The sequence below is a fragment of the Bacteroides mediterraneensis genome, assembly GCF_900128455.1.
In the GTDB taxonomy this organism is placed as follows: domain Bacteria; phylum Bacteroidota; class Bacteroidia; order Bacteroidales; family Bacteroidaceae; genus Phocaeicola; species Phocaeicola mediterraneensis.
Window position 1 is genome coordinate 927,687 of the sequence record NZ_LT635783.1, and the last position, 18,407, is coordinate 946,093.

Below are 18,407 nucleotides of genomic sequence, written 5' to 3' on the forward strand. Positions count from 1 at the left end.
AAGTTAAATTCAAATGAAAAAATTATTTCTTTTCGTACTTCTTCTGTCTGCCTTCGTGGGAGGAGCCGTGGCGCAGAACATTCAGTTACACTACGACTTGGGACGTGCCTTGTACAAATCACTCGACGAGCGTCCTTGGGTAACCACCACGGTAGAAATGTTCAAGGCCGACAAGTGGGGAAGCACGTATTTCTTTGTCGATATGGATTACACGGATAAAGGAGTGGCTTCTGCTTATTGGGAAATCAGCCGGGAACTGAAATTCTGGAAAGCTCCTTTTTCTGCACACGTGGAATACAACGGTGGTTTGAATTACATTAATAACGCTTTTCTGGGAGGTGCCACTTATTCTTGGAACAACAGTGATTTCTCAAAGACGTTTGGTATTCAGGTGTTGTATAAATATATTCAGAAGAATGTAAAGCCCCATAATTTCCAGTTGACGGGTACCTGGACACTGAACTTCTGGCAGGAAAAGTTCACGTTCAGCGGATTTGCCGATTTCTGGCGGGAGAAGCATACCGATGTGAACGGGAAGAATCATAACTTCATATTCATCAGTGAGCCTCAGTTCTGGATAAACCTGAACAAGTTCAAACATGTGAATGACAATCTGAACCTGAGCGTGGGTTCGGAATGGGAACTGAGTCACAACTTTGCTACGCGCGACGGTTTTTATTTCATCCCGACGCTGGCCATGAAGTGGACTTTCTGATGTTGTTAGAATAGACTTAACGCAATTATACAATGAAAATGCTTGAAAAATTATTTGGTTTTAATCCTCGTGAGACCCGTGTGCGCACGGAAATTCTGGCCGGTATCACCACCTTTCTGACCATGGCCTATATTTTGGCCGTCAATCCGAACATTCTGGCGGCTACGGGGATGGATAAGGGAGCGCTGTTTACTACCACAGTCATCGCTTCTGCTTTTGCTACCCTATTGATGGCGGTATATGCAAAACTACCTTTCGGACTGGCTCCGGGTATGGGTCTGAATGCGTTTTTTGCCTATACGGTATGTCTGACGCTGGGATATTCCTGGCAGTTTGCCCTGACGGCAGTTCTTTTGGAAGGAATAATCTTTATTCTGTTGACGGTGACCAATCTGCGTGAAAAGATTGTGGATGCGCTTCCGCTGACACTTCGGAATGCCATCGGAGCCGGTATCGGTCTGTTCATCGCTTTCATCGGTCTGCAGAATGCCGGTATCATTGTGAATAACGATGCGACCCTGATTTCGTTGGGGGATATTACTTCCGGCTCTGCTTTGCTGGGAATCATCGGTCTGCTGGTGACTTCCATCTTGCTGGTGAAGAGGGTGCGTGGTGCCTTGCTGATTGGTATTTTGCTGACTACTGTCATTGGCATTCCGATGGGGCTGACCCATTTGGACGGCGTGGTCAGTACGCCTCCTTCTATTGCACCGATTTTCTGCCAGTTCCAATGGGAGCATATCTTCACCAAGGAAATGGTTATCGTAGTCTTTACCTTTCTGTTTGTGGACATGTTTGATACCATTGGTACGCTGGTCGGAGTGACTACCAAGGCGGGGATGGTGACGAAAGACGGAAAGATTCCGCATTTGAAACAGGCTTTTCTGGTGGATGCGGTTGGTACAACTGCCGGTGCCGTATTGGGAACCAGTACCATTACCACTTTTGTAGAAAGTGCTTCCGGAGTGGGAGAAGGGGGACGCAGCGGTCTGACAGCTTTCGTGACTGCCGTTTGTTTCCTGTTGTCCTTGTTCTTAGCTCCTTTCTTCTTGGCCGTTCCGGGAGCTGCCACCGCTCCGGTACTGATTCTGGTAGGACTGATGATGATGTCTTCCGTCAAGAAAGTGGACTTCCTGGATTATTCCGAAGCGATTCCGGCATTCATCTGTATCATTTTCATGCCGTTGGCTTATAGTATTTCCGATGGTATTGTATTGGGAATGATCAGTTATGTGCTGATTAACTTATTGTGCGGGCATACCAAGAAACTGACACCGGCTATGTACATCTTGTCGGTTATCTTTGTCTTTAAGTTTTTCTTGTAGTTTGAGTCCGTTTCGAGTATATGGCGGAAATACTGGTGTAATGGAAATCGGTATTTCCGCTTTTTTTATGCATAAAATGTGGTCAAATGTTTCCGATTAATGGGATTTTTTTACCTTTGTTGAATGTGAAATTGTTTTTATGTTCAAACTTTTAAAATCTAAGACATGAATGATTCTTTTTTAGAAACACGACAAGTCACCAAACGTTATGCCAACCATACGGCATTGGATGGAGTGAGCATTCAGGTGCCTAAGGGGCAGGTCTTTGGTCTACTGGGACCCAATGGGGCTGGAAAGACCACTTTGATTCGTATTATCAACCGTATTACGGCTCCCGATGCAGGAGAAGTCTGGTTCGACGGCCGCCTTTCCCAACCACAGGATATCTATTCCATCGGCTATCTTCCGGAAGAACGCGGACTTTACAAAAAAATGAAGGTGGGCGAGCAGGCTGTTTATCTGGCCCAACTGAAAGGCTTGAGCCGTCAGGAGGCAAAGAAGCGCCTGACCGACTGGTTCGAGCGGTTTGACATTATGCCTTGGTGGAACAAGAAGCTGGAAGAACTGTCCAAAGGTATGCAGCAGAAAGTGCAGTTTGTCATTACGGTACTCCACCGTCCTCCTTTATTGATTTTCGATGAACCGTTTTCCGGTTTCGACCCGGTAAATGCGGAACTGCTGAAACGCGAAATTCTGAAGCTGAAAGAAGAAGGGCATACCATTATCTTCTCTACGCACAACATGGCGTCCGTAGAAGAGATTTGTGACCATATTGCTTTGATCAATCATTCCAAGGTGGTACTGCAGGGAGCGGTGAAGGATATTCGTTCCCAGTATAAGAGCAATCTGTATGAATTGACCGTGCAGTCGGCCCAGCCATTGCCGGAATCGGATGCCTTCGAAGTGGTCGGTCGTCAAGTGCTCGATGCGCAGGCGGTCAGCTATAAATTGCGTAAGCTGACTTCCATTTCCAATTCGGAAATGCTGTCACAGATTGGGGTCCAGGCCGAAATCACCCAGTTCTCGGAATGTATTCCTTCCATGAATGATATCTTCATCCGTACAGTAGAAGGAAAAGTCTAACTAAAATCTGCTTTTGCTATGAACAAGACTTGGATTATAATTCAGCGTGAATTTATAAATCGGGTAAGCAAGAAATCATTTATTCTGCTTACCATTCTGATGCCGTTTGTGTTTGCGGCACTTATTTTTGTTCCCTTGTGGTTGTCTACCGTCAAGGGAGGCGATCAGAAACAGGTGGCCGTCATTGATGAAACGATGAAATACCTGCCTCAGTTCAAGGACGATGAATCGTATCACTTTGTAGGAGTACCTCAGATGGAGGCTTCTTTCCGGACAGATTCCAGTACGTTCGACGCCGTGGTGGAAATCAAGGCCGATTTGGCCGTCCATCCGGAAGCCGTGGCCATTTATTCACGGAAGGAAGTGCCGAACAGCCTTTCGCGGTTGGTGAGCGAGACACTCGATGAACAGGTACGTCAGGACAAACTGCTTCGTTATGACATTCCTCAGTTACCTTCCATTATGCAGGATATGAACCGTAAGCTGAATATCCGTACGGTGAAATGGGGTGACGATGGTACGGAAAGCGAGTCGAATGCAGGAGCCGCCATGGCAGCCGGCATGATTTTGACATTCCTTATTTACATGTTCGTGATGTCTTACGGAGGTATGGTGATGCAAAGTGTGATGGAGGAAAAGACCAACCGCATTGTGGAAGTCATTGTCTCTTCTGTCCGTCCTTTCCAGCTGATGATTGGAAAGATTGTGGGTATCGGACTGGTAGGCGTGGCCCAGCTGGCTATTTGGATTCTGCTGATTGTCGTGTTGTTGGGGGTTGCGGGTAGCCTATCCGGCAGCTCTCCGGAGCTGATGGGAGAGGCTTCCAGTGTGCTGGCTCTGCTCCATGGGTTGAATTTGGCCAAGATGGGAGGATTCTTTGTCTTGAACTTTGTCGGAGGTTATCTGGTGTATGCCTCTATCTTTGCAGCCATCGGGGCCGCCATCAACGGGCAGGAAGATTCCCAGCAATTTATGACTCCGATTGTTCTGTTGCTGATTTTTGCCCTTTATGCGGGTATCTACAGCTCCGACAATCCTGACGGACCGCTGGCTATCTGGTGTTCCATGATTCCGTTTACTTCTCCCATTGTCATGATGGTGCGTTTGCCTTTCGATGTACCGGTATGGGAAACCGTACTGTCGGTGGTGATTCTGTATGCCGCCGCTTTCGGCATGATTTGGATAGCGGGAAAGATTTACCGGGTAGGTATTCTGATGTATGGCAAGAAACCTTCTTTCAAGGAAATGATTCGCTGGATTACGTACAAATGACTTTTCAGTACTTCCAGGGCAGTACCGTAGTACTTTCAAGTAAGTACTGCAGTACTTTCAGTGAAGTACTCTAGTACTGCCCAGGAAGTACTGATATTGCCTAAAAGGCTGGTAAATAGTTCCTTTTACATCAAGCTGAAAAAATGATGGAAGAAGTATAAAAAGCAGAGGCATCTCAAAATCTGAGACGCCTCTGCTTTTTTATAGAAATCCTTCTTTTATTCCTCTTCCGCTTCCAGCAACAGTTCCATTACCTGACAAGCTGATTTGGCGACGGAAGTACCCGGGCCAAAGATGGCCATTACGCCGGCTTTATACAGGAAGTCATAATCCTGTGCCGGGATGACACCTCCGGCAAAGACCAGTATATCTTCACGTCCCAGACGCTTCAATTCGGCAATGATTTGCGGAATCAAGGTCTTGTGTCCGGCAGCCAGTGACGAAACGCCTACTGCATGCACGTCGTTTTCCACGGCTTCGCGGGCTGCTTCTTCCGGAGTCTGGAACAACGGTCCCATATCCACATCGAAACCGCAGTCGGCAAATCCGGTAGCCACTACTTTTGCACCACGGTCGTGTCCGTCCTGTCCCATCTTGGCAATCATGACACGCGGACGGCGGCCTTCTTTCTTCGCAAATTCTTCGGTCAGTTCGCAAGCCCGTGCGAAATCTGCATCCTTTTTACTTTCTGATGAATACACGCCTGATATTGTTCTGATAATTGCTTTATAACGTCCTACAACTTTTTCGCAGGCATCGGATATTTCTCCCAGTGTGGCACGTACGCGGGCGGCTTCTACGGCCAGTTCCAGCAGGTTGCCCTTTCCGGTGCGTACACATTCGGTGAGGGCCTCCAGTGCCTTGTCCACCTCGGCCTGGTTACGGCCTTCTTTCAGACGGCGCAGGTTCTCAATCTGCTCCTGACGTACGGCTGTGTTGTCCACTTCCAGAATATCAATCGGGTCTTCCTTTTCCAGACGGTATTTGTTGGTTCCCACGATGGTTTGCTCTCCGGAGTCGATACGGGCCTGTGTGCGGGCAGCCGCTTCTTCGATACGCATCTTCGGAATACCTGTTTCGATGGCTTTGGCCATACCACCCAGCTTCTCGATTTCCTGAATGTGTTCCCATGCCTTGTGAGCCAGCTCGTTGGTCAGGGCTTCCACGTAGTAAGAACCTCCCCACGGGTCTACGTTCTTGCAAATCTGCGTTTCTTCCTGAATGTAAATCTGGGTGTTTCGGGCGATACGGGCCGAGAAGTCCGTTGGCAAGGCGATGGCTTCATCCAGCGCGTTGGTATGCAGTGACTGTGTGTGTCCCAGTGCGGCAGCCATGGCCTCGATACAGGTACGTCCCACGTTGTTGAACGGATCCTGTTCGGTCAGTGACCATCCGGAAGTCTGTGAGTGTGTACGCAGAGCCAGTGATTTCGGGTTCTTCGGATGGAACTGTTTTACAATCTTGGCCCACAGCATACGGGCGGCACGCATCTTGGCGATTTCCATGAAATGGTTCATACCGATGGCCCAGAAGAACGACAGACGGGGAGCGAAGGCATCGATGTCAATGCCGGCAGCCACCCCCGCACGAAGGTATTCCAATCCGTCGGCCAGGGTATAAGCCAGTTCGATGTCGGCAGTGGCACCTGCTTCCTGCATGTGGTATCCTGAGATAGAGATGGAGTTGAATTTCGGCATCTTCTGGGAAGTGTATTCAAAGATGTCGGAAATAATCTTCATGGAGAAGGCAGGCGGATAAATATAAGTATTGCGCACCATGAATTCCTTCAGAATATCGTTCTGGATGGTTCCGGCCATTTCTTCCAGTTTGGCCCCCTGTTCCAGTCCTGCATTGATGTAGAACGCCATGATGGGAAGTACCGCCCCGTTCATGGTCATGGATACAGACATCTTGTTCAACGGAATACCATCGAAAAGCACCTTCATGTTTTCCAGCGAGCAGATAGATACACCCGCCTTACCCACATCGCCCACTACACGCGGATGATCCGGGTCATAACCACGGTGAGTCGGAAGGTCGAAGGCCACAGACAGACCTTTCTGTCCGGAAGCCAGGTTACGACGGTAAAAGGCGTTGGATTCTTCTGCGGTAGAGAATCCGGCATACTGACGGATGGTCCACGGGCGGAAGGTGTACATCATGGAGTACGGGCCACGAAGATAAGGAGGAATACCCGCCGCATAGTTCAGGTGTTCCATGCCCTCCAGGTCTTCCTTGGTGTATACAGGCTTCACCTGAATCTGTTCAGGTGTTTTCCAGTTGGCGGTGATGCCATTCTCTTTCTGCCATTCCATGCCGTTCTGCGGATGGAAACCGGCAAATATATCGATTTGTGTAAAATTCTGTCTCATAGTGTGCAATTCAAGATAAGAGTTTGCGGTTGTATTCGCGTAAAGTTTCCAGCACGTTGCAGCGTACATGGATGAAGTTCTCAATGCCGGCAGCTTTCAGTTCTTCCATGCAGGCCGGGGCACCTGCCACGATAAACATGGCACGTCCGTTGAGGGCTTTGAAGGCAGGAATGGCATATTCGGCATATTCATCGTCGCTGGAGCAGAGCACCACGATGTCGGCTTGTGCCTTCATGGCTGCTTCGATACCTTCTTCAATGCTGGCGAATCCCAGGTTGTCGATGACCTGATACCCCGCACAAGCCAGGAAGTTGCAGGAGAACTGGGCACGGGCCTGACGCATGGCCAGGTTGCCGATGGTCAGCATGAATGCCTTCGGACGTTTGCCGGAGTTCTCAGTCTCCAGGCGGAGAGCCTCGAATTCGCTGGCCGCACGTGCCGTCTGCAATTTAACCAAAGCCGTTTCTTCTTCTTCATGACCGCCACATCCGCATTTCGTACATCCGTCCAGCGGGCGTTTGTCGCCAGCCAGTTCGTTGAAGTTCGGATACTGGTTGGTTCCCAACAGAATTTCTTTCCGTTTGGAGACTGCTTCATGACGAGCTTTGTTGCTCTGGTTCACGGCCTCCTGTACGCTGCCCGCTTTGACCGCTTGCAGCATGCCTCCCGCTTCTTCCACAGTCAGGAAAAGTTTCCAAGCCTCTTTCGCGATGGAGACAGTCAGGTTTTCAATATAATAAGAACCGGCAGCCGGGTCGACGATGCGGTTCAGATGAGATTCTTCTTTCAACAGCAGTTGCTGGTTGCGGGCGATACGTTCAGAGAAATCGTTCGGCGTTTCGTAAGTCTTGTCAAACGGCGAAACGGTGATGGAATTCACACCGGCGATGGCCGCACTCATGGCTTCAGTCTGCGTACGGAGCAGGTTGACATGTGCATCAAACAGAGTGAGGTTGAAGTTGGAAGTTTCTGCATGAGCTACCATCTTGCAGGCACAGTAGCAAGTACCGTCGGCCCCTGTATTTTTGCAGTCCGTGCGCGGACATTTCGGCTGATATTGTTTTACGATGTCGGCCCACAGCATACGTGCCGCACGGAATTTGGCGATTTCCATGAAATAGTTGGAGCTGATGCCGAAATTGAATTTGATTTTCTTGGCAGCCAGTGCGGCGGGAACGCCGGCTTCCACCAGCTGGTTGAGGTATTCATTTCCCCAAGCCAGTGCATATCCCAGTTCCTGGTAAATGTAGGCTCCGGCATTGTTCAGCTGTATCGAGTTGACAGCGATGCAACGGAAATGCGGATATCCGGCCAGTGTTTCCACCAGTTCTTTTCCGGTGGCGATGACGGCGCTCACATCTTTTCCTTTCTGCATCATTTTGCTGATGGGGTCGAAGTTCAGCGAACCTTTCAGTTTTTCAGGCGCGTAACCTTTTTTCTGGAAGTAAGCTACCAGCAGCTGCGCCAGTTGCAGGGTATGGCGTTGGCAGGTAGAGAAGTTCAGTTCGATGCATTCGCAGCAGATATCTTTCAGCAGGGTTTCGAGGTATTCGGCACTAAGTTCTTTGGCCTTAATCTGAAATTCGAGTGAATCGACTCCTTTGTTTAAAATGTCAAGGGCTTTCGCATTGGCTTCGGCTGCATCCTCCACTGTAATATCCTGGCGGATGAACCAAGTGTTGTCGTCTTTCTTAATACCTCTTATATAGGGGTACTGTCCGGGAAGTCCTTCTGTCGTTTTCAGGCCTTCCAAGTCTTCTTGACGGTAGAACGGTTTCACTTTGAAACCCTCGTTGGTTTTCCACACCAACTTTTTCTCAAAATCGGCTCCTTTCAAATCGACCATAATTTTGTCCATCCATTCTTGGGTAGACACAGGCGGAAAATCTGAAAAGAGTTTTTCTTTACTATCTGCCATAGTGAATTAGTGTTTTTGTTGATATTCAGATTTAAAATTATTGTGTAGGTTGGTTACCTGCATGGGCAAATATACAAATTTTCCGGTTTTTTATTCTACATTCGTCCTTTTTTTACAGTCATAGTAGGCTAAAAACATTAAACTGGCATTATCTATTTAGTCTGGGAAAGTGTAAGTTGTAAATCCATCGGGAAGGCTTGGGATGAAAAAAGAAAGAAAAGTTTGCCCTATTCTTTTTAATTGGTTACATTTGCCTCTCGAATAAAATAATTTAATATCTATGAATTGGCTACAAGATTTATTGACGAATCCCAACTCAATAGCGCATATCGTAGCACTTTATGCTTTTGTGATTGCGGCGGGGGTATTGTTGGGAAAAATTAAATTCTTCGGCATTTCGCTGGGAGTTACATTCGTCTTGTTTGTCGGAATCTTGGCAGGACACTTCGGCTTTACCGGAAATCCGGCTATTCTTTCTTTCGTACAAGACTTCGGACTGATTCTCTTTGTCTTCTGTATCGGACTTCAGGTCGGTCCTTCCTTTTTTTCTTCGTTCAAGCGAGGGGGTATCACGCTCAACCTGCTGGCGGTGGGAATTGTGTTCCTGAATATTGCAGTAGCACTGATTCTGTATTTTGCCTTGCAGGGCAGGATAGATATTCCGATGATGGTAGGCATCCTTTGTGGGGCGGTGACCAACACTCCGGGACTTGGTGCGGCTAACGAGGCGTTGCAACAGCTGCATTATCAGGGCCCTGAAATTGCCATGGGATATGCCTGTGCTTATCCGCTGGGAGTGATGGGTATCATTCTTTCCATGATTATCATCCGTTATATCTGCCGGGTAGATGTGAAGCAGGACAGCGATGAAATTCAGAAAGAGGAGGAGGCAAATCCTCACATGAAGCCTTACACCATCTCCTTGAAGGTGCAGAACGAGGCCTTGAGCGGCAAGACGTTGTCGCAGGTACAGAACTTCCTGGCACGCGATTTTGTATGTACGCGCATTATTCAGGACGGACACATGATTACGCCGAATGCCAATACGGTGCTTCGTTTGGGCGACCGTATGTTCGTGGTGTGTGCCGAAGATGATTCCGAGGCTATTATGGCTTTCATTGGTCCGAAGATTGAACAGGACTGGGATGTGACGAACCAACAGGACAAACCGATGGTTTCCCGTCGTATTTTGGTGACACAGCCGAACATCAACGGAAAAACCTTGGGAGAACTTCACTTCAGCAGTATGTATGGAGTGAATGTGACACGTGTCAACCGTTCGGGTATGGACTTGTTTGCCGCTCGTCAGCTGCGTTTGCAGGTGGGCGACCGTGTGATGGTGGTCGGACCTCAGGATGCCATCGAGCGGGTGGCTAACTTGCTGGGTAACCAGTTGCGCCGTTTGGACCATCCGAACATTGTGACCATCTTTGTAGGTATCCTTTGTGGTATTCTGTTCGGTAGTCTGCCGATTGCCATTCCGGGCATGCCGACTCCGGTAAAACTCGGTCTGGCCGGTGGTCCGCTGATTATTTCCATCCTGATTGGCCGTTTTGGCCACAAGGTGAAACTGGTCACTTATACGACGATGAGTGCCAACCTGATGTTGCGTGAGGTGGGATTGGTGCTCTTCCTGGCCAGTGTGGGAATAAAGGCCGGTGAGAACTTCGTACAGATGGTAGTAGAAGGCGATGGCGTGCTTTACGTAGGGGTTGGTTTCCTGATAACGTTCATTCCATTGATTATTACAGGTATTGTAGCCCGCTGGCATCATCGGGTGAATTACTTCACGCTAATGGGTCTGATTGCCGGTAGTAATACCGACCCTCCTGCCTTGGCATACGCCAACCAGATAGCAGGTAACGATGCGCCGGCTGTAGGTTATTCTACGGTATACCCGTTGACCATGTTCTTGCGTATTCTGACCGCACAGTTGCTTGTCTTGCTGATGGCGGGATAAGTTTCGTGCAGGTGAAATAAGAGGAGCGTCCTGAATCTGAAAAGGTTCAGGACGCTTTTTTTGTAAACTCCAGTGCATAAAGAGTCATTCCACGTTTCATTTTCTATGTTCCCCTATCGGAAAACGTACGTTTTCCGAGGCGGAGCCGTATGTTTCGCATAAGGGAAACATACGTTTCTGGATTGGGAAACCTAAAAGAAGGGAAAGAATTTGGAAGATATCTTTTTGAGGTTTCCAATGATAGGCTTTTCCTGAAAACTATACTTTTAGGGGCTGTTTTCAGGTACGATTTATAGACTATTGGGAGGAGAAATCGTAGAACTTCATGCACCGTTTATGGTTGGGCTTGGGTATTAAGATGTACATCTATGAATCTTTTATTTGATATTAATGTGTTGATTATAAATGTCTTAACTTGTTTCTTAGATTCCGGAGAGATGTACGTTTCAGGGTGAAAGGATGGAAGTTGTTTGGTAGCGGGGGATTTATGTATATTTTTGCGAATACGAAATCGTGAGGATTTCATTTTTGACATAGGCTAGACAATTGAAAACTAGAATAACTAACTATTATTCATTTAATTTATTTTTTGTAGGAATTCTTCCCCGTTCGTTTCGGGTAGAATGTCGTAACCTTAAAAAAAATATTATGATTAAAAAAATCAGAACAGTAGGTATGCTGTGGTCCCTAGGGTTGTTGGCGACCGGAACAGCAGTTGCTTCATCTTCCTATGCGGGTATGGCAGGAACAGATGTAGTTCAACAAATGAATCCTTGTAAGGGTGTAGTGAAAGATGCCACGGGTGAGGTCGTGATAGGTGCATCTGTAGTAGTAAAAGGCAGTACGGTGGGAAGTATCACCGGACTGGATGGTGAATTTGAGATTGCCGGAGTGAAAAAAGGGGCTGTCATTGAGGTTTCTTTTGTGGGTTATGTCACACAAGAAATCGTTTGGTCTGGCCAGCCGCTCAACATTGTGTTGAGAGATGACACACAGGCTCTGGAAGAGGTGGTGGTCGTTGCTTTTGGTACGCAGAAAAAGGTGAATGTCACGGGTGCCGTTTCTTCAGTGAATGCCAAAGAAATTACTTCGCGTCCGGTGAGTTCTACGGTAGAGGCACTTCAAGGAGTAGTGCCTGGCATGAATATTTCCACCAGTTCCGATGGGGGTTCCTTGAAAGGAAACAAAGTGTTCAACATTCGTGGTACGGGTACTATCGGTAAAGGGTCTTCCGTGACTCCTCTTGTGCTGATTGACGGGATGGAAGGCGATATCAATGCCATCAATCCGCAGGATATCGAGAACATTTCCGTATTGAAAGATGCGGCTGCCTCGTCAATTTATGGTTCACGTGCTCCGGGGGGAGTCGTACTCATTACGACCAAAAAAGGAAAATCGGGCAAACCGAGTGTGAATTACAACAACAATTTCCGTTTCAAGTCGCCGCTCAACATGCCTCACATGGCCGATTCTTATAGCTTTGCCTTGGCTGTAAACGACCAGATGGCAAATAACGGAGAGGCTCCGATGTACAGTGAAACCAAATTGCAGCAGATTCTGGCTCATCAGAAAGACAAATCGGCTCCTTTCATGTGGGCCGAAAATTCCGGGCGATGGAATGCATTCGACGACCCGGAAAGAAAGGACATGATGCCTGCGGCCAATACGGACTGGTTGCATGAATTGTTTGGAAACAGCTTTACGCATGAACATGCCCTGAGCGTGAACGGGGGTACGGAAGTCATGCAGTATTATTTGTCGGCGAATTACCTGAATGAGGGTGGATTGCTGAAATATGGGGATGACGGCAAACAGCGTTATTCCTTTACTGGAAAAATCAATGCGGAACTGGCCAAATGGTTGAAAGTGGGTTACAGTATTCGTTTCAACCGCTCGGACTATGACGCTCCTTCGTTTGCCAGTGCAGGTAACAACCGTTCGAATGTGTTTTATTTTGATGTATGCCGGTATTGGCCGGTGATTCCGTTGAAAGACCCGAACGGTTATTATACGCAGGAGTCCAAGGTGTATCAGCTGACTCAGGGCGGACGTTACAAGACACAGTCGGATGTCATTGCCCAGCAGCTTCAGTTTCTCATTGAGCCGATAAAGAATTGGAAAACCACGGTAGAGCTGAACTATCGGATCAACAATTACTTTGCGCATACGGATTTTCAGACCGTGTATGGTTATGATTCAAATAAAAATCCGTTCGTAATCGCCAATAGGACGAGCAGTGTGTCGGAATATGCTTTTAAGAGTAATTTCTTTAATCCGAACATTTTTACGGAATATAGCTTGGAGACCAAACGCGGACATCACATGAAATTCATGGCCGGTTTCCAGAGTGAACTGTTTAAGCGGCGCGACATGAATGCCCGGCAAGATGGTATTATTGCCGGACTCCCCACGTTGAATACTACCACGACGAATGCCCAGGTAAGCGGCGGGTATGCCGAATGGGCTACTGTGGGATTTTTCGGTCGTGTGAACTATGATTACAAGGAACGTTATCTGCTGGAGGCCAATGTCCGTTACGATGGTACTTCCCGTTTCCTGAGAAACAAGCGATGGAATGTGTTCCCGTCTTTCTCTGCGGGATGGAATGTGGCGCGTGAGGCTTTCTTCGAACCTTATTCGCAGATTGTGAATACCTTGAAGATTCGTGGCTCATGGGGAGAACTGGGTAACCAGAATACAGACAACTGGTATCCTTTCTACCGGATTGTTAATTATCGCCCAAGTAGTGGCGGATGGGTTGTCAATGGGCAAAAACCGAACACTTCCTCTGAGGGCAAGCTGGTTTCCGCTTTGCTGGGTTGGGAGAAGACGCAGACGCTCGATTTAGGATTCGACTTAGGCTTGTTCGAAAATCGTCTGAACTTGAATTTTGATTATTTCCAGAGAAAATCGAAAGATATGGTCGGACCGGGTATGGAACTTCCGGGAGTGCTGGGTATTGCGGTGCCGGATGTGAATAACCTGGACATGACATCCAAGGGATGGGAACTTCAGGTGAGCTGGAGAGACCAGATCAAGGACTTCCGTTATGGAATTACGCTGGCTCTTTCGGATAATCAGGTAGTGATTGACAAGTATCCTAATCCGTCGAAAGACCTTGGACAGCGGTACTACGAAGGAGCACATCTGGGAGATATCTGGGGATATCAGACTGTGGGCATTGCCAAGACACAGGAAGAAATGGACAACCACTTGAAGACGGCCAAACCCTCATGGGGCGACAACTGGGGGGCAGGAGATATCATGTATGCCAACCTTGACGGAAAGGATGGAGTGAACCAAGGGGCCAATACATTGGATGACCATGGAGACAAAGTGTTGCTGGGTAACAGTACTCCACGCTATAATTTCGGACTTAACTTTGATGCGGCATGGAAAGGCTTTGATTTGAAAGTCTTTTTCCAGGGTACCTTGAAGCGGGACTATATGCCTGGGTCCGGAGCTACGATGTTCTGGGGCTCGGTGGGATACTGGCAGACAAACTTCTTTAAGCCACATTTGGATTACTTCCGTCCGGAAGATACGAAGAGCCCGCTCGGTCCGAATGTCGATGGATACTATCCGCGTCCGATGAACAGTGACAAGAACCGGCATGCCCAAAGCCGTTATTTGCAGAATGCATCGTATGTACGTTTGAAGAACGTGACATTGGGTTATACGCTTCCGACTGGGCTGACCAAGAAATTCTATGTGAACAACCTGCGTTTCTTTGTGTCGGCAGAAAACTTGTTGACATTTACCGGTTTGTGCAAGACTTTCGATCCGGAAACAATCGGTGTGGGTGATTGGGACGGCTGTACCTATCCTCTTTCCAAAACAATTTCATTTGGTTTAAGTGCAACATTCTAATTTTATAAAGCATAAGTGATATGAAAAAACATATAGGAATATTATCAATCAGTGTGTTACTTCTGGGAGGATTGACGGCTTGCAATGATTTCCTCGACAGAGAACCTTTGGATAAAGTGACTCCGGAAGTATTTTTTTCTTCCGAAGATGATCTTGCCTCATATACCATCAACTGTTATAGTTTCCAGACGGTGACGAGCGCGTATGGAAGTAATCTGTTCGGAGTGGACAGTCATACGGACAATCAGGCAGGGACTGGGATTCCGGCCTACTGGATACCGGGACAGAAACAGGTGGCAGCCAATGTGGGTGGCTGGAAATGGGAAGGAATACGTGCCTGCAATTATTTCTTCGACAATGTGCTTCCGAAAGAGGGAGATATAGTGGGGGCGCCAGGCAATATCCGCCATTATATTGGAGAGATGTATGTATTGCGGGCATATAAATATTTTGATATGCTGAAAACGTTCGGCGACTTGCCCATCATCGATAAGGCGTTGCCAGACGACAGGGAGATTCTGCTGAAGGCCAGTGTGAGACGTCCCCGTCATAAGGTGGCCGAGTTCATTATCAACGATTTGAAGGAAGCCGAAAAGCGATTGCTGGAAACGCCTCCGGGCGGGAAAAACCGAATCAGCCGCAATGTGGCTTATCTGTTGCATAGCCGTGTGGCACTTTATGAAGCTACATGGGAAAAATATCATGCAGGTACGGCTTTCGTGCCGGGAGGTAAAGGATGGCCTGGAAAAGACAGTGAGGGTTACGATGCCGCAAAATCGATTGCTTATTTCTTGGATGAGGCGATTGCGGCAGCTCAAGTGGTCGGTGACAAGATGGTAGATAAACTTGCCAAGAACACGGAAACGCCGGAAGGTATGGATGTAAACTTAAGTTCCATCAATCCATACTATACGATGTTCTGTGACGAGAATATGGAAGGTTACGAGGAGGTGCTGATGTGGAAAAAGTTCGACCTCGGTTTGGGTATAGTGAACAATCTCCAGATGGAACTGTGCCGTAACGGTGCCGGTACGGGATGGACCCGAGGAATGGTCAATTCGTTTCTGATGAAAAACGGCTTGCCGATTTATGATTCTAAGTCTGGGTATGACAAGAAATGGGAAGACCAGGGGGTGAACGCTACTTTGAAGGACAGGGATTCCCGTATCGTGATTTTCACGAAGAAACCTTATGATTTTGAGGCAGAAAAATATGGGATGAATGGCAACAGATATGTCAGTGCTTCGGGTAAGGTTCTGGCAAAAGGTGATGTGAACTATTATACTTCTGCCGGAAAAGAGGATACCTGTAAGATTGACTATATTTTTGGTACCAACATAGCGATGGCTCCTACCGGTTATATCGTGAAAAAGGGAAAACATTATTCCTATCTGATGGCACTGAACCATGCAAACGGTACGTCTGGAGGTATTGTGTTCCGTGGGGCGGAGGCTTTGCTAAACTATATGGAAGCTTATTATGAGAAGCATACGTCGTTAGACGATCGGGCAAAGCGATATTGGAAAGCCTTGAGAACACGTGCTGGCATTAAAGCTGAATATATGGTGACGAATGCTGCAACCAAAATGGAGGAAGAAGCCAAAGGAGACTGGGCGGCTTATTCTCATGGGAAATTGTTGAGCGATGTGACGCTTTATAATATCCGTCGCGAACGTCGTAATGAATTGTGCGCGGAAGCGTTCAGATGGGATGATTTGAAGCGCTGGAGAGCAATGGACCAGTTGTGTGACCATCCTTATGTCATAGAGGGGGCCAAGTTTTGGGGTACGATTTACAATAACAACAAGGCTTTGATGGAAAAATGCATTGTGGATGCAGCGAAAGGAAACATGTCTTCCAAGGATTTAAGTGATTACATTTGTCCTTATCAGAAGGTGACAGCCAACAATTCCATTGCCAAGCAGGGTGGTTTTCTGTTTTCCAAGGCTCAATACCTTGAACCCATCGGGGCGGCGGCATTTCGTCAGACGGCAGTCGACCCGGATAATTTCTCTTCTTCTGTCATTTATCAGAATCCGGGATGGAAGATTGAGGCTAGTACGGGAGCACAGCCTGTAGAATAAAAAGATACTTGAATTTTGCTGATGAACTGCGGATAGGGCGGAAGTGACAGCTTACAAAGGTTGTCTTTCCGCAATATCCGCAGTTTTTTATATCTTCGGATGGACTTGGAATTGGTTTATCGGGGGTGCGCTTGCAAATACAAGATTTTCTTGATATCTTGCAGAGAATATGGAATTAAATCTTTCTGCAGATAGTGATGAGGAAACAGAAACTGCGTAGATGCTTGATTATCGGAGTCATTTGGGGGTGCGTCGGATGGCTGCTGCCAGTTCGTACGTATGCGGTGGCACATGGAGAGTTTGCCGCATGGACGGGCGTGCGGGTAGACTGGCAGATGAACCGGTATTGGAAGTTCAGAGGCACCTTTCAGGCAAGAACCCAGCAGGGATTGAAAGAGATGGAACGGGAACGGCTGAATGTGGGGGTGAACTGTCGGGTGCTTCCGCTGATGCAGTTGAAAGGCTATTACGAATTGCAGTACCGTGACCGTGGAAAGGCGGGATGGAAAATCGGCCATCGCTATCAGGCAGGTTTTGTGGTGTCCGGTCCTGTGGGAGACCTTAAGCTGGGCTGGAGGGAGCTTTTCCAGCATACGTTTATCGGAGGAGGAAAGGAAGCACAACTTCGTTCGCGGCTGCAGGCTGAATATGCCCCCCAAGAATGTATTCTGCATCCTTATTTCTCGGTAGAGTCGTTTCAGCCGGTAGGTGGCGGGGCTTTCTTTTCGCTGCCGCGTGTCCGCTATCGTCCAGGAGTACGTTGGGGGTTGTCACGGAAAACGGCCTTGGATGTATATTACTGCCGGCAGTACGATGTGAAGCGGTGTCTGAATGTAATGGGAATCAATTTGGAAATAAAATTATAAAGGAATTATCGAGATGAATTTTTTGGAACTGGTAAAACAACGTCATTCCGTGCGGAGTTATGAACCTCGTGCGGTAGAGAAAGAAAAACTGGATTATGTGATGGAATGTGTGCGGATGGCTCCTTCGGCCGTGAATTTTCAGCCGTGGAAGTTTGCGGTGGTGACCGATGAGCCTCGGTTGTCGCAGCTGAAAAAGGCTTATCCGAGAGAATGGATATCCAATGTGCCTTGCCTCATTGTGGCGTGTGTCAATCACGAGGAATCATGGCATCGCAAGTCGGACGGGAAAGACCATGCCGACATTGACGTGGCTATTGCTGTGGAGCACCTTTGCCTGGCAGCCACAGAGCAGGGACTGGGCACCTGCTGGGTATGCAATTTTGACGTACCTCTTTGCCGGGAAGTGCTTCAGTTGCCTGCCCATATAGAGCCTGCGGTACTGATTCCGATGGGCTATTCTGCCGAACAGGAAATGTCAGCTAAGAAGCGCAAATCGTTGGATGAGATTTTATTTTGATAGTAATATGGTAGGTTTGTAAACAAAATATCAAATATTTAACGAGTTTTAGCTACAAAATTTGATTGAAATTTCTACTTTTGGGACGCTCTTTGGAACTTGGTTTTCTGAAGAGCGCCTTTTTATATACATTCAAATTAGTTGAAAAATGGAAAACTTTGAACTGGGATTATTGCTGATGGTGGTTGGAATGGTCACTGTCTTCGTAATTCTGCTCATCGTTATCTGGTTAAGCCAACTTCTGATTTCCATTGTCAATAAAGTAGCTCCAGAGGAAGCTCCGAAAAAGAAAAACACTTCATCGGGAGCATCTACTGATGCAGGTGCGATGGATGCCATCAAGGCAGCCGTCGACATTTTGACAGCCGGAAAAGGCCAGGTAATAAAAGTAGAAAAGTTGCAGTAGTCCGTTAGAAAAACACGCA

General features: G+C 47.6%; 12 protein-coding genes. 10 read left to right on the plus strand and 2 right to left on the minus strand.

Translation table 11 applies throughout. From position 1 onward, the window contains the following. The first annotated feature begins 13 nt into the window (after positions 1–13). The 4 genes from BQ7480_RS03705 to BQ7480_RS03720 all read left to right on the plus strand — a co-directional run bounded on the left by BQ7480_RS03705 (position 14) and on the right by BQ7480_RS03720 (position 4,395). A complete protein-coding gene (locus BQ7480_RS03705) occupies positions 14–715 on the plus strand; it encodes a nucleoside-specific channel-forming Tsx family protein (RefSeq protein WP_072541774.1) in 702 nt (233 codons plus the stop codon). Between the two features lie 38 nt (positions 716–753). Then, positions 754–2,040 (plus strand): NCS2 family permease, encoded by a 1,287-nt coding sequence (locus tag BQ7480_RS03710; protein WP_083581870.1) that lies wholly within the window; start codon positions 754–756, stop codon positions 2,038–2,040. A 165-nt stretch (positions 2,041–2,205) separates the two neighbouring features. Then, complete coding sequence (locus tag BQ7480_RS03715) at positions 2,206–3,123, plus strand: ABC transporter ATP-binding protein (protein ID WP_072541775.1); 918 nt, start codon at positions 2,206–2,208, stop codon at positions 3,121–3,123. An 18-nt stretch (positions 3,124–3,141) separates the two neighbouring features. After that, positions 3,142–4,395 carry an ABC transporter permease gene (locus BQ7480_RS03720; RefSeq protein ID WP_072541776.1) on the plus strand — a complete coding sequence of 418 codons (1,254 nt, stop codon included), beginning with the start codon at positions 3,142–3,144 and terminating at the stop codon, positions 4,393–4,395. A gap of 218 nt (positions 4,396–4,613) precedes the next feature. On the opposite strand, the gene scpA is transcribed toward BQ7480_RS03720, so the two are convergent. Together scpA and mutA are read right to left on the minus strand one after the other, a co-directional pair. Continuing rightward, the gene (gene scpA, locus BQ7480_RS03725; protein WP_072541777.1) at positions 4,614–6,767 is read right to left on the minus strand and encodes a methylmalonyl-CoA mutase; all 2,154 of its coding nucleotides are present in this window, start codon (positions 6,765–6,767) and stop codon (positions 4,614–4,616) included. A gap of 10 nt (positions 6,768–6,777) precedes the next feature. Beyond that, the gene (mutA, locus tag BQ7480_RS03730; protein WP_072541778.1) at positions 6,778–8,685 is read right to left on the minus strand and encodes a methylmalonyl-CoA mutase small subunit; all 1,908 of its coding nucleotides are present in this window, start codon (positions 8,683–8,685) and stop codon (positions 6,778–6,780) included. 280 nt (positions 8,686–8,965) lie between these two features. Here mutA and BQ7480_RS03735 point away from each other — a divergent pair, with 280 nt between their 5' ends. From BQ7480_RS03735 to BQ7480_RS03760, 6 genes are all read left to right on the plus strand, one after another. Beyond that, positions 8,966–10,645, plus strand: a complete 1,680-nt coding sequence (locus tag BQ7480_RS03735; RefSeq protein WP_072541779.1) for a putative transporter — start codon at positions 8,966–8,968, stop codon at positions 10,643–10,645. Positions 10,646–11,293: 648 nt separating this feature from the next. After that, positions 11,294–14,515, plus strand: a complete 3,222-nt coding sequence (locus BQ7480_RS03740) for a SusC/RagA family TonB-linked outer membrane protein (RefSeq protein ID WP_139255702.1) — start codon at positions 11,294–11,296, stop codon at positions 14,513–14,515. A 20-nt stretch (positions 14,516–14,535) separates the two neighbouring features. After that, entirely contained in the window at positions 14,536–16,599 is a 2,064-nt protein-coding gene (locus tag BQ7480_RS03745; RefSeq protein WP_072541780.1) for a RagB/SusD family nutrient uptake outer membrane protein, read from the plus strand. 197 nt (positions 16,600–16,796) lie between these two features. Next, positions 16,797–17,465 carry a DUF2490 domain-containing protein gene (locus BQ7480_RS03750; protein ID WP_072541781.1) on the plus strand — a complete coding sequence of 223 codons (669 nt, stop codon included), beginning with the start codon at positions 16,797–16,799 and terminating at the stop codon, positions 17,463–17,465. 13 nt (positions 17,466–17,478) lie between these two features. Next, a complete protein-coding gene (locus tag BQ7480_RS03755; protein WP_072541782.1) occupies positions 17,479–17,982 on the plus strand; it encodes a nitroreductase family protein in 504 nt (167 codons plus the stop codon). 148 nt (positions 17,983–18,130) lie between these two features. Then, positions 18,131–18,388, plus strand: coding sequence for an OadG family protein (locus tag BQ7480_RS03760; protein ID WP_072541783.1), 258 nt, complete (start codon positions 18,131–18,133; stop codon positions 18,386–18,388). Positions 18,389–18,407 lie beyond the last annotated feature (19 nt).

Bases quoted from the DNA above. Each gene is read 5' to 3' on its own strand.
- BQ7480_RS03750 (WP_072541781.1), top strand. From the start codon at position 16,797: ATGAGGAAACAGAAACTGCGTAGATGCTTGATTATCGGAGTCATTTGG.
- BQ7480_RS03720 (WP_072541776.1), top strand. From the start codon at position 3,142: ATGAACAAGACTTGGATTATAATTCAGCGTGAATTTATAAATCGGGTA.
- BQ7480_RS03710 (WP_083581870.1), top strand. From the start codon at position 754: ATGCTTGAAAAATTATTTGGTTTTAATCCTCGTGAGACCCGTGTGCGC.
- BQ7480_RS03705 (WP_072541774.1), top strand. From the start codon at position 14: ATGAAAAAATTATTTCTTTTCGTACTTCTTCTGTCTGCCTTCGTGGGA.
- BQ7480_RS03760 (WP_072541783.1), top strand. From the start codon at position 18,131: ATGGAAAACTTTGAACTGGGATTATTGCTGATGGTGGTTGGAATGGTC.
- BQ7480_RS03735 (WP_072541779.1), top strand. From the start codon at position 8,966: ATGAATTGGCTACAAGATTTATTGACGAATCCCAACTCAATAGCGCAT.
- BQ7480_RS03745 (WP_072541780.1), top strand. From the start codon at position 14,536: ATGAAAAAACATATAGGAATATTATCAATCAGTGTGTTACTTCTGGGA.
- BQ7480_RS03740 (WP_139255702.1), top strand. From the start codon at position 11,294: ATGATTAAAAAAATCAGAACAGTAGGTATGCTGTGGTCCCTAGGGTTG.
- scpA (WP_072541777.1), bottom strand. From the start codon at position 6,767: ATGAGACAGAATTTTACACAAATCGATATATTTGCCGGTTTCCATCCG.
- BQ7480_RS03715 (WP_072541775.1), top strand. From the start codon at position 2,206: ATGAATGATTCTTTTTTAGAAACACGACAAGTCACCAAACGTTATGCC.
- BQ7480_RS03755 (WP_072541782.1), top strand. From the start codon at position 17,479: ATGAATTTTTTGGAACTGGTAAAACAACGTCATTCCGTGCGGAGTTAT.
- mutA (WP_072541778.1), bottom strand. From the start codon at position 8,685: ATGGCAGATAGTAAAGAAAAACTCTTTTCAGATTTTCCGCCTGTGTCT.